We start from the raw sequence: 13,615 nt of genomic DNA, 5'->3' as shown, positions 1-13,615 counted from the left end.
CGCTCCGATCACCTCCGGGCGGTGCGGGCCGTGCCCGCGAGGAACGAGGTCGGCAGCCACCGGGCCGCCGCCCACAGGCACACCCCGAGCCAGCCGGCCGCGAACAGCCAGCCGCCGACCACGTCGGTGGACCAGTGCACGCCCAGGTAGACGCGGCTGAGACCGACCGACACGCCCCAGCAGCCGACCGCGATCCGCAGCGGTGTCCCCGCGTGCGGAGCACGCAGGGAGATCGCTGCGATCAGCAGCCCGGCGGTGAGCGCCGAGGTGGTGGTGTGGCCGGACGGGAAGGCGAAGCCGGTGGCGTGCGTCGCCCAGTCCACCCGCGGCGGGCGGGCCCGGTGGAGGAGTTCCATCACTCCGTAGCGCAGGGCCTGTCCGACCGCCAGGAACGCGACGCCCAGGACGGCGGCGCGCAGCCGGCCGGGTGCGGTGCGTCCGACGGCCAGGCCGGCCACCGCCGCCAGCGTGTAGGGCACGACGCCGGTGCCGGTGGCGGTCACGCCGCGGGCCAGGGCCAGCGCCGCCGCCGGGCGGTGCCCGACCGACCAGGACAGCAGGCTGTCGTCCGGGCCGAGCGGAGCACCCCCGTGGGCCGCGACCAGCACGGCCAGCACGCCGAACAGGGCCCACCCGCCGACGCCGGTGATCCCGGCACGGCGGGAGACTTCGCGTCGGCTCATGCGGTGAGCAGCACCGAGCCCAGCCGCTTGGTGGTGAGCCGTCGTGCCAGGGCCGTCGACTGCTGCCGCAGCACGAGCATCGCCGCCAGCGCCACCAGCCCGCCGACGACGACACCGGCCAGGACGTCGTGCGGATAGTGCGCGCCCACCCACACCCGGGAGGCCCCCATCGCGAGCGCCGCCAGGACGGCGACCGCCCCGAGCCGGCGCGAGACGAACACCAGCGCCACGGCGGCCGCGGCGGCGACGGCGGCGTGGTTGCTGGGGAAGGACCAGTCGCCCGGTGCCGGGCACGCCTCCAGGGTGCTCACGTGCAGGCTCTGGCAGGGCCGGTCCTCCCGCACCACCATCTTCACGCCCATGTCGACGGCGTAGGCGAGGACCACGACGGCGGGCACGACGAGCGCCGTCACCGCGGCGGCCGGCCCGGTGCGGCGCGCCCGCCACCAGCCCACCAGCATCAGAGCGGCGAACAGGGCCATTCCGAAGGTGGTCCACAGCGACACCGAGTCGTCCAGCCAGACCGGTGAGCGCTGGGCAAGGTGCACCACGTCCGTGTACGCGGTGCCGTCGATGGACGATCCGTCGAATGCGAGGATCACGGGCGGCCTCCGTTGGGCTTGGCTGCCCGGCGGCCGCGCAGGGCCTCCAGGAGCAGGGGGATCAGCGAGACGATCACGATCAGCGCGACCATCGGGAGCAGGTAGCGGTCGACGTTCGGCACCGAGGAGCCCAGCGCGTATCCCGCCAGGACGAGCCCCACGGTCCAGACCGTGCCGCCGACCGCCTGCCACAGGGTGAACGTCCGCACCGGGACCTCCAGGGCGCCCGCCATCGGGTTCAGGACGGTGCGCACCACCGGGATGAACCGGGCCAGCACGATCGCCTTGGCGTACCCGTAGCGCTCCAGCAGCTCCTCGGCCCGTTTCGCCCCCTCGTGCAGGCGCTGCGATCTGCTGCGGGCCATGACGGCCCCGCCCGCTCCGCGGCCGATCAGGAACCCGCACTGCGCCCCGGCCAGCGCCCCGGCCGCCGCCAGGACCAGCAGCGGCGCCAGCGACAGCTTCACCGGCCGGTCGGCCGCCCCCGTGCACAGCAGACCCGCTGTGAACAGCAGGGAGTCGCCGGGCAGGAAGAACCCGATCAGCAGTCCCGTCTCGGCGAACAGCACCGCGCCGACGCCCAGCACGCCGAAGGCGGCCAGCAGCGACCGGGCGTCGAGTACGTTCACGGCGAGCTGCGACGCGAGGTGCAGCGGTGTGGTCATACGACCTGGGCCCTTTCGGTGGGGGTGGTACGAAGATGAACAGCAGGAAACGAGCGACTACGGCAAAGTAGACGGTCTACGGAACTGTAGACGATCCGTGGGCGGAAGGCGTTCCTGACCGGCGGCGCCTCGCGGGAGGCCACCCGTGGTCGCACAGTCGGCCGACGGCGTAGCCCCGTTCCTCGCAGGTGTCGAGGATCGCCGGCAGCGCGCCCAGCGTCGCGCGCCACGATCCGGGGGCGGAGGTGCAGTCGGAGTCGTGCAGGAGGATCGTGCCGCCCCCGTCGAGATCGGCGGTGACCGTGCGGTGCACGGTCACCGGGCTCGCGCGGGCCCGCCAGTCCTCGCCCCAGCAGGTCCACAGCACCGGGGTCAGGCCCAGACGGCGGGCCGCCAGGTGGGCAGAGGCCGACATGACACCGTACGGCGGCCGGAAGAGTACCGGCCGCCGCCCGGTGAGCGAGCCTACGGCGTCGCGGGCGCGGGCCAGATCACCGTACGTGGCGCGCGGGCCGCGCAGCAGCAGCGGGCGGTGCAGCCAGCCGTGGACGCCGATCTCGTGGCCGGCCGCCGCGATCTCGCCGACCAGACCGGGCGCACGGACCGCCTGGTCGCCGAGCAGGAAGAACGTGGCGCGCACCCCGCGCTCGTCGAGCAGCCGCAGGAAGCGCGGGGTGGAGCGCGGGTCCGGCCCGTCGTCGAAGGTCAGGGCGACATGATCGGGACGGCCTCGGCCGGACAGCCCGGGCATGGCGCGGTTGCGCAGCGGACCGAACGTGGAGACCACGGGCGCGGCGTGCACGGCGGCGACGGCGGGCAGGGCGGCGAGGGCCGCGGTGCGCAGCGTGCGGACGGCGTTCACGAGTGTCGGTCTCCCGGGTGGGGAGCGTGGAGCGGGGCAGGGTCGTCGGGGTCCAGACCGTGGCCGATGGCATGGATGAGGTCCGCACCGTCGTACGAGGTCGCGACGCCGGTGCCGACGGCACCCGCCCACACGGCGGACGCGACCGCGGCGGTCGCGGCCAACCGGTGCGGAAGAGGGCGAACGCGGGGGCGCGGGCGCTGCCGTGCGGTCGGCGGCCGACTCCGCCGGACCGGCCCCGACCGGTGGACCCGGGCTATCTCGGCCGCCGGACCGCCGTCCCCGGGCCGGGCGAACAGGGCGAGCCCCCTCGCCCGCTGCCGCCGGCCGAGCGGACCGTCGACCAGCTCCCGCAGCACCGCCCCGAGAGCGGCCGGATCCCGTATCCAGGTGGCGACGCCGGCCTCCTCCAGCGCGGCCGCGTTGGTCAGACCGTGCCCCGGTATGCACCGGAAGCTGGCCACCGGCAGGCCCGCGGCGAACGCCTCCAGCGAGGTGAGCCCGCCGGCGTTCTGCACCAGGACGTCGCAGGCGTGCATCAGTCCCGGCATGTCGTCGACCCAGCCGTAGACGTGCGCGATGCCCTCCGCGCGCAGCCGCTCGGCCAGGGCCCGGTTGCGGCCGCACACGACGACCGGCACCGCGACGCCGCAGTCGCGCAGCTCCACGGCCACCTCGCGGACCTGTCCGACCCCCCAGGAACCGGCGACCAGCAGCGCCAGCGGGGCGTCCGGCGGCAGCCCGAACGCGGCGCGGGCGCGGGCGCGCCGCTGCGTGCCGCACGGCCGGAACCGGGAACCGGTCACCGGCCCGCACACCCGCACGTCCCGTGCCCCGGCGGCCCGCGCCTGGCCGGCGGGTACGTCGTGGGCGGCGAGGTGCACGTCGACGCCGTCCGCCACCCACAGCGGATGCACGGAGAAGTCGGTCAGGTAGGTCAGCACGGGCGCCGCCAGCCGCCCCTTCAGCCGAAGCGCCCCCAGCACCCGGCTGGCCCCCGGATAGGTGGAGACGACCGCTCCGGTGCCCGGAGACAGGGCCCGGAGCACCGGCTCCTCCGCCGCACGCAGCAGCGCCCGCGACGCCGGGCCGACGCCGCCGGCGCGCTCGGTCCCGGCGTAGATCCGCTGATACGCCCACGGGGCCCGGACCAGCATCCGGTGGTACCCCTCCTGCACGACCCGGCCCAAGCGGGCGGGCAGCAGATCCAGCAGGTCGAACCGGTCCACGGCGAAACCCTCCGCCGCCAGGCGGAGTGCGAGCTCGGCGGCGGCACCGTCGTGACCGGCCCCCACGCTCGCGGAGACGATCGCGATCCGCCCCGCGCCGGAGCCGGCGGAACGCGGGCGCGGAACACCGACCGCGGGAACGAGTCCGGACGCCGTGCTTCCGGTACGAGGCATGGGCTTTCCTCCGCAGGCGAGGGAGCGAGGGCGACGGAACACTACAAGATGTAGTAGTTCACGGTTCGAGTTCCGGAGCATACCTCCTACAAGTCGTAGGAGGTGACCGGGTGGAGCGGATGTGCGCCGGTAGTGCAGGACGGCGGCCGACGGAGAGCCGACGCGACGGAGGAAGCCGCGGCACACCACGGAGACGGGCACGGGTCGAACCGGAGAGCGAAGCGCTCGCCACGCCCTGGACCGCCGACACCCCGCTGACCGCACGTCAGACCCGGGAGTCCCACTCCCGGGCGGCCCGGCCCGCCCGCCCGGCCGACGCCGCCCAGCGGCGCCGGGTCCCAGTCTCAGGGGGCCAATGCCCGGTGAACGATCAGGGCCTGACGTGACCTCGGTCGGCTTCGACTCCGCCTGGTGTGCCACGGACCTGGGTGCGTACCGGACCTGTCGCCACACCTACGAGTACTACCCGTACGGCAGTCTGCCGCCTCTCGACTCCACCCGGTTCACAGGCGTCTTCCCATGGCTCGGCGGTACCGGCGAACCCGTTCCCGAACAGGTCGAGATGCTTGATCGCCTGGCAGAGGGCCTGTCGGCCAGAGGCTTGACGCTGCCGCGTGACTTCGCCACCTTCCAGGCCGACTCGAAGCTGCACGACCGCCTGGACGACCTACGCGCAGCCCGGCGTACCCGGATGACCGTGCCGTTTCCACCGGCCACGCAGCGCACGAAAGTGGTGAAGGCCGCCGAGGAAGCGTGGAGACTGGTGAATCCCCCTCCCTGGTGCGCTGACCGGGGCACGCGAACACCGCGTTGAAGCGGCGGAAATACTCTCGACTCCAGCCCCGAGCCGACGCACTGAGGCTCACCGGGCAGCGCCACCATCGATGCGATCTTCGCGTAGCCAGCCGTGGCCGTGGCCGTAGCGGTAGCCGGTCTGGGGATGCCGTGGAGCGTGGCGCGGAGCCCGCCGGGTCCCAAAGTTCCGAGAGGTCCAGGAGAGGTTCGGGACATGCCGCCGCACCCCTCACTGAACTGCCGGGGGCGTGATCACGTCACTGGTCGGCGCTGGTAGTGGCGGGTGCGAGTGCGGTGATCATGAGGTGAGCAGGCGAGCGATGAGTTTTCCAGCCGGCCAGAGTCTTCCTTCCGTCACCGCGATCGCGGACGACCACTCAGGGAAGGACGACCGCCATGACCACCAACCGCACCCTCGCCGTCCCGGGCGCACGCCTGCACTACGAAGTCCGCGGCGCGGGACCACTGCTGCTCGTCATGGGGGCGCCGATGGCTGCGGCGGCGTTCGCCCCGTTGGCCGACGCGCTCGCGAACCACTACACCGTCGTCACCCACGACCCGCGGGGCATCTCGGGCAGCATCCTCGACGACCCCGAGCAGGACTCCACCCCCGAATCGAGGGCGGAGGACGCCGCCGCTCTCCTGGACGCCCTCGGAGCCGAGTCCGCGGATGTGTTCGGCAGCAGCGGCGGCGCCGTGACGGGGCTCGCGCTGGTCGCGCGGCATCCCGGGCGGGTACGCACGCTCGTCGCGCACGAGCCTCCCCTGCTCGAGTTGCTCCCCGACGCCGCCGAGCAGCGCGCTGCGACCGACGACATCATCGAGACCTTCCACCAGGAGGGGGTGGGGGCGGCAATGACGAAGTTCATGGCCAACGCCGGGTTCGATGTTGGTGCGGACGGTGCGCCCACTCCGCCGCCGGGGGAGCCCTCGGAGCAGGATCTCGCCGACAGCGCCCGTTTCTTCGCCCATGAACTGCGGGGCACCGCCCGCTACGTGCCTGACACCTCCGCCCTGACGGCCGGCCCCACCAGTGTCGTCGTCGGCGTCGGTGCCGCCTCGGCCGGCCTGCTCACGTACCCGACCTCCACGGCACTGGCCGAACTGCTCGGTACGACGCCGGTCGAGTTCCCCGGCGACCACGGCGGCTTCCTCGAGCAGCCCAAGGAATTCGCCGAGACACTGCGGCAGGTGCTGACGGGCGAGGGAGCGAACGGGCCGTTCGCGCCCTATTAGTCCATATTGCCAGTTCTTGGCAGGCTGTAGATCGTGATTTCGCGGGTGGGGTCCGGTGTGGCCACCGTTGATCGAAGTGAGCTGTGTTGCCCGACCTCGATGGTTCATGAGGGTCCGTCAGCAAGCTGATGGACCCTCATGAACCATCGTCATGCAGGATCGAGGGTAATGGCCATCAGCATGTTTCGCGATGATTGCCTTCACCGCAGGAAGCTGATCCTTGTCACACTCGATCCATCCCCGCGCCGACACATACACGGCCACTCTCCTGTCACCTCGGCGCGACCCGCCAGGTCGCGGGAGACCCGGCCTGCCCGGGGCTACCTGTGACGATCACGCTCCGGGCCTGGGCGGGATGCCCTTGGCAAACGGTTGTCACGCGGCCGGTCCGCCGTCACCAGCGGGCGGACGTTCAAGGTATTCGCGGCCCCATCCGAGAAAGCCGCGGTCGTCGTCCACCACGCAGGGCCACCGCTCGCACATCGCGGCCACGGTCCTGACCGCGGCATCCGTCGTCCGATAGTCGATGATGAAGCCGACCCACTCTCCGATGAGGCCCTTCACAAGGGCGAGCTCATCCGGCTCGTACTCTCTCTCGAGCTCACCATCTGAGTCTCGTTCGATCCACGCGACAGACCCTTCATGAGATGCCGTGATCCTGTTGTCCCGGAATTCCACAACCATTCCGGATGCGTACAACCGGTCACGCACTTCCTCTGAGGTCACACAGCGCGGCACACATGCGATCAGTGAATTCACGGCGCCACCACGGCAAGGAGGTCGTCCATGGACGTCACACCGACTCCGCCACGACTGTTCACTTCCTTCACGACACTCGGCCGTAGCTTCGGACCATAAACGATCACCGGCTTGTCCGTACCCTCCTGGGTGCGTGTCACCTGTGCTCCGGCGCCCTTTCCCGGCCCCGCTTTCACCTGGATGACGGCGTTCTTGAGCTCGATGTCGAAATCGGTCAGCGTGGACCCGTCCGGTCGGGTGGCAGGCACATTGACGTCCTCAACCAGGCCAGGATACTCAGCGTCGATCGCGGTGGCCACGTCGCCCACCAGCGGATCGTCCGAGGTGAATGTCCTCGACCCTGCGGACCCCGACGATTCGCTGTTGACCTCCGACAGCGCCTTCCCCAGGCCGTCGTTGATGCGCCCGATGCCGTCCGACACGCCGTACGCGCCCGTGCCCACCATGGCCACGCCGCCCAGGGCGACAGGCGCGCCGGCGATGCAGCCGACACCGGTCAGACACATGGCGCCGCCGGCGATAGTGGTGTCCGCCCCGAGGCCCATCAGGACCATGCTCCCGGCGGTTTCCGCGGAACCCCACCAGATCTCGGGTTGGGAGAAGATCGCGGAGCCGTAGTCGACGACGGTGCTCTTGGCGTTCGACAGCCAGCTCCGCCAGCCGCCGCTCTTCTTGTGGGTGGTCTTGGTCTTGCTGGTGTTGCCGGTGTTCGATGCGACCGAGACATGAACGCCACTGGGAAGGATGATCTTGGCGTCGGAGCTCGCGGCGGTTCCGTATTCGAGGTTGGGCCTGCTGCCCTTGCCGCAGTACTCGGTTTCGCCGCAGTCCCGCAGGCCGGTGGGGTCACTGCCCGTGGTGGGATTGTCGTCGGCGTAGGTGTAGCCGTTGAGGGACTGGGCGTCGCCCACATCGAGGACGGGGTCGACGCTGAGGAAGCGGCCGGTGCCGGGGTCGTATTCACGGGCACCGAGGTGCGTCAGGCCCGTGACGGTGTCGGCCGGGGCTCCGAGGAAGGCCCGGTCGTCGGGCCAGCTGCCGGTGCCGCCGGTGCGCGGGGCGCCGAAGGGGCTGCTGTAGCGCTTGGTGACGGCCTGGGTGGCGGAGTCGAGAGCGATGCTGCGGGTGCCGTGCTGGTCGCCGGCCAGCCAGGTCAGGGTGTCGGTGCCGGCCTTGTCGGTGCGCAGGGCGATGGTGAAGCCGCCGGCGGTGTAGTAGCGCTGGGCCCAGTACTTCGGGGTCGAGGTGGAGGTGTCGAGGTGGACTTCGGTGCCGCCGTCCAGGTAGAGGACGGTCTGCGCGCTGGTGTTGCGGCGGATGAGGAGAGTCCCGTCGGCATCGTAGAGGTGGCTGATGGTGCTCTTGGGGGTGCCGGTGCCGGTCTTCTCGACGAGCGTGTCGAGTCTGCCCTCGGCGTTCCAGGTGAGCGCCTGGGTGTCGGTGCCGTTGGGCCGGCCGGTGGTATTGCCGGCCGGGTCGTAGGTGTGGGTGGGGGTGACTCCTGTGCAGGAGGACGCCGTGGTGGTGGCGGTCAGCGCGTGGGGCCGGGCGGCGTCGTAGCAGTAGGTCGTGGTGGTGTCACCGGCCGATGTGTGGTCGGTCTCGGTGGTGCGCAGGCCGCTGCCGGTGTGGGTGTACGAGGTCCAGTAGGGGCTCGCGCCCGCGAGGTTCGCTGTGGCCCGGCCGGCGGTGGAGCAGTCGTCGGTGCCCGGGGTCCAGGCGTCGGTGAGGCGTCGGTGTCCGTCGTAGGCGAAGCACTGGTTGTCGCTCTTGCCGGTGCCGCCGAGAGTGGTGGGGTCTGTGAGGGAGGTGACGTTGCCCGCGTCGTCGTATGTGTAGTTCAGTTCCTGGAGTTCGTAGCCGTGGGTCTGGTCGGTGACGGCGGCCTGCAGCAGGCGGTCGGTGCCCTCCTCCCAGGTGTTGGTGATGTACGCCTTCTTGGTGCCCTCGGCCGCGGAGGTGCCCAGGATGAGTTGTTCGACCTGGCCCGTGGCGGAGTAGGCGGCGCCGAGGAGGTAGTCGCTGGTCCCGGAGACCCCGGTGGGCAGGCCGACGGAGTTGTAGTCGGTGTTCACGGTTTCCGCGGCCAGACCTCCGGCCGCGGGTTCGGAGACGTACTGCCGGTTGCCGTCGAGGTTGTAGTGCGTCGAGGACGTCAGTGTGGCCGTGACGGCCCCGGAGGTGACGAGAGGGTCGGTGGACGGCAGGACGAGCTGCGTGGTCGTCGGCCGGTACAGGCTGTCGTAGGCCGTGACCTTCCGGGTGTAGGCCGCGCCGGAGACCCCGCCCGCGTAACTGGTGGACGAGTCCAGGTGCCCCTTGGCAAGCGAGTCGTAGGCCCAGTGGGCGAGTTTGCGGTCGTCCGTCTTGGACGTCTGCCACTCGTCGGTCTTTCGGCCGAGTTCGTCGTAGCCGTACAGCAGGGTGGTGTTGCGGGAGTCCGTCGTGGTGGCGGGTTGGTCCAGGTCGGTGTACGACGTGGTGGTGGTCCCCTTGTCCGGGTCCGTCGCCTTCACCTGGCGGCCGAACAGGTCGTAGCCGTAGGACCACCGGGTCCCGTCGGGACCGGTGACGGTGTCCGCCTTGCCGTCCCGGGTGTAGGTGAATGTCGTGGAGGTGTAGGCGGCACCGACTCCCGCTCCGTAGGCGGTGTCGGCCGGGTTCTCGCCGGCGTACTCGCGGCGCTCGGTGGTGCGGCCGAACACGTCGGTGATGGTGCGGACCGCGGATCCTCCGGAGAGGGAAGTGGTGGCGGCGGAGTCACCCGTGTAGCTGGTGCTGGTGGTCCACTTCTTGGTGCCGTAGACGTAGAAGGTGCTGCTGGTCTGGCGCCCGGCGCCGTCGAAGACGATGTCGGTCTGTTTCGGCGCGCCACCGGACAGGGCCCTCGTGTAGGTGCCGGACGGGGCGGCGGTGGAGTCGAAGACGTCGGCGTACGTCTCGTGGACCAGGCCGCGGCTGTCGTAGCGGGTGTCGGTGAGCCGCCGGCCGCCGTCGGCGGTCGGGGACTGTATCTGCAGCGGCCGCAGCAGCGAGTCGTAGATGGTGTAGACGGTGCTGTAGACGCCCTCGCCGCGGATGGCGGAGGTGGAGGACCAGGGAGCGGCCTTGCGGGAGACGGAGTAGGCGTAGGTGTAGTTGGGCCCGTATCCGGCGGCGCGTGAGCGGTTGGGCAGCCAGACGGCGGTCACCCGGCCCAGGGCGTCATAGGTGGATTCGGTGAGTTTGATGTTGGCGTCGTAGACCTTGACGGGAGTGCCGCGTGCGTGGTCCAGGTAGGTGTAGGTCTTCTGGCCCTTGGGGTTGGTGACCGTCGTCTTGGTCAGCGGTCCGGTGGCGGCGGGGGTGTAGGCCGTGGTGGTCGTGTGGCCTGCCGCGTCGGTCGCGGTGAGAGGCCGGCCCAGGCTGTCGTGGGTGGCCTTGGTGACGGTCGACCAGGAGGTGGGGTATCGCTCGCCGTTGGTGGCCGTGGCCGGGTAGGCGGAGGCCCGTCCCGTCCAGGTGACCTCGCCCAGCGTCGGCGTCCGGGAGGCTTTCCAGGCGGTCGCGGAGGCGTCGTCGTAGACGATGGCCGTGTCCGACAGCACGTCCCCGCGGGTGCCTGCGGAGGCGGGCAGGTTCAGGTCGGTCTCGGCGGTGGAGCAGGCGCGGCCGACGACCCGCGTGCGTGAGACCAGGGAGTTGATGCCCAGGGCCGTGTTGCGGGCGTACCAGGTGCGGGTGCAGGTCTCGTCTCCGGTGACGGAGGTGTCGCCCGCGTCGTCGACGGTGGCGGCCATGCCGTAGCCGTCGAACCCGGTGGTTGTGCTGTGAGTCCGCCAAGTGGCGCCGACGGTGAGGTACGTCGAGACGCGGGTCGTGCGGGTGCGCACGAAGTAGGCGTCGATATCGGCGTACGACTTGTGTTGGGCGGCCGTGCGAGCGGACCACGGGTCGTTGACCGTGACGGCGACCGGGGTCGAGCCGTTGTAGGTGATCTGCTCCCGGGTGAAACCGGAGTAGCGGTCGCTGTCCGTCTGGGCGGGCACGCTCAGACCGGGGAAGCCGGTGCCCGGGACGGTGACGGAGCGGGTCGTACCGTCCTTCTGCTTGTCACCGTCCATGCCCTGCAGGTACAGCGACACCTTCTTGGACTGGGTCTCGCCGGAGGCACCGGTGATCGCGGTGACGGTGCGGTAGCCCCGCCAGTCCGACCAGGTCCGCTCCTTGGTCGGGGTGAGCGGATCGTCGTTGTGGTGCCAGGCCGGACCGGAGTAGCTGTAGTGGCTCTCCATCGTTTCGCCCAGCCCGGTGGGGTCGGAGGTGACGACGTCCAGCACCCGGTACTTGTTGAACCAGTCGAGTGACGCCTCGGTGGCGCCGTTGACGTGCCAGTAGACCGGATAGCAGCTCATCGTGTCGTTGTCCTCGGCCGACGGCATCCTCGAGCCGCGCACGCACTCCGGGTCCGACAGCGTCACGGTGGTGATCGCGCCGGCCTCGGAGGTGATGCTCGCGATGCGGGGCCGGTTCAGCGGCAGGATGTTGTCCGTGGACGAGTCGACGCGGTTCTCCCGCATCTGGTAGGTGAACGTCACCGGATCCAGGGAGATGGCCGTGCCGTTCCTGCCGGTGTGCCGAATGGTCTTGAGTACCAGCGTCTGGTCGGAGCTGCTTCCGATGTCGCCGGGGTCCAGGTACTGCTGGGTCAGTGCCCAGGAGTCCACGTCCGTGTAGCTGCTGGAGGCGGCCGACCAGGCGTGGGTGTCGATGCCGGTCAGGCGCTTGCGGGTGAAGAACGACGGGTTGGCGGCACGGCAGTCCGCGCCGGACGCGCAGATCGAGTCGAACGGGACGTCGGGCCAGTCGGAGGCGGTGGAGGAGGTCAGCGAGGAACAGTCCGAGGCCGTGCACCGCTCGGCGTACCCGAAGGTGACCTCGTCCGAGGCGGTGCCGGTGAACAGGGTGTCCTTGTTCTGCCCGTAAAGGATCTTGGTGAGGTAGCCGCCCCTCGTGTAGCGGGTCGTGCCGGTGGACGCGCCGTTCTTGCCGTAGTAGTTGGTCTCGGCTGTGTACCAGTACGACATCGCGTTGCCGTGCGGGTCCACGACGTAGTCCAGGTTCCACCGCCACGCCTGGTTCACGGCCCGGTCGGCGAAGCTGCTCCCCAGGTCGTAGCCGGGCTCACCGGCATCATCTCCGAACACTGGTACCGTCCAGGCGGAGTTGGTGCGCTGGGTGCCCGCGCCGGGCAGCTTGTTCAGCCCGAACACGTACCGGGTCCCGTCGCCGGTGGTGACGCTCCAGTACTCGCCGTCGTCGTCACCGTTGTCGGCGCCGGTGGCGTGGGTGACGGTGGAAGCGTCGTCGTCCTCCAGGTGCCACACGCCGGTGGTGTCGTCCTTGACCAGTTCGGTCGACTTGCCGTTCAGCACCAGCGAGGCGTTGTCGTACTTCCAGCACAGGTCGTACTTTCCGTCCTGGCCGTCGTCGTCGCACGAGCCGTAGGACCGCTCGACGTAGGAGGAGGTCAGGCCGAAGCCCTCGCCGACCACGCCTCCCTGGTTGTTCGTCGAGGCCGTCCGGCCGTCGACGCTCCCGGAGTCGTACGACAGCGACAGCTGCGGAGCCGGGCCCGCGGCGGCCGGCGGAGCGCTCAGGGGGTACGACCAGGTGAAGGCTCCCGAGGAGCCGCCCGCCTGCCAGCCGGAGGAGGCCGAGAGCGGGCTGGCCGCGTAGCTGCCGGCACCGGAGGCCGATTCCCCGGACGGTCCGGACGTCACGGCCAGGACTGTGGCCGAAGCTGCCGTGTCGGCGGTCGGTAGGGAGGTGCGGGGCGCCGAGCGCGAGGCCCTTACCGCGTCGGGCCCGCCGTCCGCCGAGCCCAGACCGACCGTGGCCGTGAGCGTCTGCCGGCCGACGTCGTTGCGGGAGGCAAGCGGTGTCAGCGTGCGGCAGGCGGCCTTCTGCGGGGTGGCCAGCGCGCAGGCGGGGAGCCGGAACAGTCGCAGCCGCCCCGACCAGTCGCCGCCGTAGGCGGCGGCGAACGTCGAGTAGTCCACACTCACCCGGGCGTCCCCCGGCTGTGAGGCCGATGCCGTCAGCAGGACGCCCTCGATGCCCGCTGCCCGGGCCTGGCGCTGCCTGAGCACTCGCACCTGCACCTGGCCCGCGGCGGCGGCCCCACGGCCGTGGGCCACGGTGACGGGCAGACCTCCCACGGACAGCTTCGCCGCACCCTGCCCGGGTATCCGTGCGGTGGCCGCGGCGGCCGCGGGCCAGTCCGCGCCCTGTTGTGTATCGGCCCGCCTGGCCTGGGCCGCGTTGGCCGCCTCGGTGCTCGCGACCTGGGCTCGCGCCTTTCGGGCGCCCGGCCCGGAAGGTGTCCGCACCTGGTCGACCCGCTGCTCGGGCAGGTCCGGCCTGCCCAGACCGCCGCCGGCGGCGTGGGCCGCCGATGTCCCCACCCCCGCCGAGACGGTCAGCGCCATGCACAGCGCCGCGACGACGGGCGACCGCGGCAACGCGCCGCGGTTCAGGACACCGCGCATCCACCGGGCTCGTATCCCGGATCTCACAACTGGCCTCCATATTCAAACGGTGGAGCGGCTGCCGCGCGCCCGTCCCGCGA

9 protein-coding genes are annotated in these 13,615 nt (G+C 71.2%); 2 read left to right on the top strand and 7 right to left on the bottom strand.

What is annotated here, in order from left to right:
• Window positions 1-8 precede the first annotated feature (8 nt).
• From ACL02U_RS25785 to ACL02U_RS25765, 5 genes are all read right to left on the bottom strand, one after another.
• Window positions 9-683: a phosphatase PAP2 family protein gene (locus ACL02U_RS25785; RefSeq protein WP_412793328.1), complete on the bottom strand. Its 675-nt coding sequence runs from the start codon at window positions 681-683 to the stop codon at window positions 9-11.
• Window positions 680-1,285 (bottom strand): phosphatase PAP2 family protein, encoded by a 606-nt coding sequence (locus ACL02U_RS25780; RefSeq protein ID WP_412793327.1) that lies wholly within the window; start codon window positions 1,283-1,285, stop codon window positions 680-682. The genes ACL02U_RS25785 and ACL02U_RS25780 overlap by 4 nt, the downstream gene beginning before the upstream one ends.
• Window positions 1,282-1,950, bottom strand: a complete 669-nt coding sequence (locus tag ACL02U_RS25775; protein ID WP_412793326.1) for a DedA family protein — start codon at window positions 1,948-1,950, stop codon at window positions 1,282-1,284. Before ACL02U_RS25775 ends, ACL02U_RS25780 begins: the two co-directional genes overlap by 4 nt.
• A gap of 76 nt (window positions 1,951-2,026) precedes the next feature.
• A complete protein-coding gene (locus ACL02U_RS25770; protein ID WP_412793325.1) occupies window positions 2,027-2,812 on the bottom strand; it encodes a polysaccharide deacetylase family protein in 786 nt (261 codons plus the stop codon).
• Window positions 2,809-4,215, bottom strand: coding sequence for a glycosyltransferase (locus tag ACL02U_RS25765; RefSeq protein ID WP_412793324.1), 1,407 nt, complete (start codon window positions 4,213-4,215; stop codon window positions 2,809-2,811). The genes ACL02U_RS25770 and ACL02U_RS25765 overlap by 4 nt, the downstream gene beginning before the upstream one ends.
• Window positions 4,216-4,597: 382 nt before the next feature.
• On the opposite strand from ACL02U_RS25765, the gene ACL02U_RS25760 reads away from it, so the two are divergent.
• Both ACL02U_RS25760 and ACL02U_RS25755 read left to right on the top strand, forming a co-directional pair.
• Window positions 4,598-5,029, top strand: a complete 432-nt coding sequence (locus tag ACL02U_RS25760; RefSeq protein ID WP_412793323.1) for a hypothetical protein — start codon at window positions 4,598-4,600, stop codon at window positions 5,027-5,029.
• Between the two features lie 377 nt (window positions 5,030-5,406).
• Complete coding sequence (locus tag ACL02U_RS25755) at window positions 5,407-6,246, top strand: alpha/beta fold hydrolase (RefSeq protein WP_412793322.1); 840 nt, start codon at window positions 5,407-5,409, stop codon at window positions 6,244-6,246.
• Window positions 6,247-6,621: 375 nt separating this feature from the next.
• Here ACL02U_RS25755 and ACL02U_RS25750 read toward each other — a convergent pair whose 3' ends face one another.
• Together ACL02U_RS25750 and ACL02U_RS25745 are read right to left on the bottom strand one after the other, a co-directional pair.
• Complete coding sequence (locus ACL02U_RS25750; RefSeq protein ID WP_412793321.1) at window positions 6,622-6,930, bottom strand: hypothetical protein; 309 nt, start codon at window positions 6,928-6,930, stop codon at window positions 6,622-6,624.
• Window positions 6,931-7,001: 71 nt separating this feature from the next.
• Window positions 7,002-13,535 (bottom strand): RHS repeat-associated core domain-containing protein, encoded by a 6,534-nt coding sequence (locus ACL02U_RS25745; RefSeq protein WP_412793320.1) that lies wholly within the window; start codon window positions 13,533-13,535, stop codon window positions 7,002-7,004.
• Between the last annotated feature and the right edge of the window lie 80 nt (window positions 13,536-13,615).

It is taken from the genome of Streptomyces sp. MS06 (genome assembly GCF_047200655.1).
Classification (GTDB): Bacteria; Actinomycetota; Actinomycetes; order Streptomycetales; family Streptomycetaceae; genus Streptomyces.
Note: the sequence above shows the minus strand (reverse complement) of the source record. Positions and strands in the feature narration are given on the sequence as shown.

Excerpts from the sequence above, each read along its gene's own strand:
- ACL02U_RS25745 (WP_412793320.1), bottom strand. The coding sequence starts at position 13,535 with ATGCGCGGTGTCCTGAACCGCGGCGCGTTGCCGCGGTCGCCCGTCGTC.
- ACL02U_RS25775 (WP_412793326.1), bottom strand. The coding sequence starts at position 1,950 with ATGACCACACCGCTGCACCTCGCGTCGCAGCTCGCCGTGAACGTACTC.
- ACL02U_RS25750 (WP_412793321.1), bottom strand. The coding sequence starts at position 6,930 with ATGGTTGTGGAATTCCGGGACAACAGGATCACGGCATCTCATGAAGGG.
- ACL02U_RS25755 (WP_412793322.1), top strand. The coding sequence starts at position 5,407 with ATGACCACCAACCGCACCCTCGCCGTCCCGGGCGCACGCCTGCACTAC.
- ACL02U_RS25785 (WP_412793328.1), bottom strand. The coding sequence starts at position 683 with ATGAGCCGACGCGAAGTCTCCCGCCGTGCCGGGATCACCGGCGTCGGC.
- ACL02U_RS25765 (WP_412793324.1), bottom strand. The coding sequence starts at position 4,215 with ATGCCTCGTACCGGAAGCACGGCGTCCGGACTCGTTCCCGCGGTCGGT.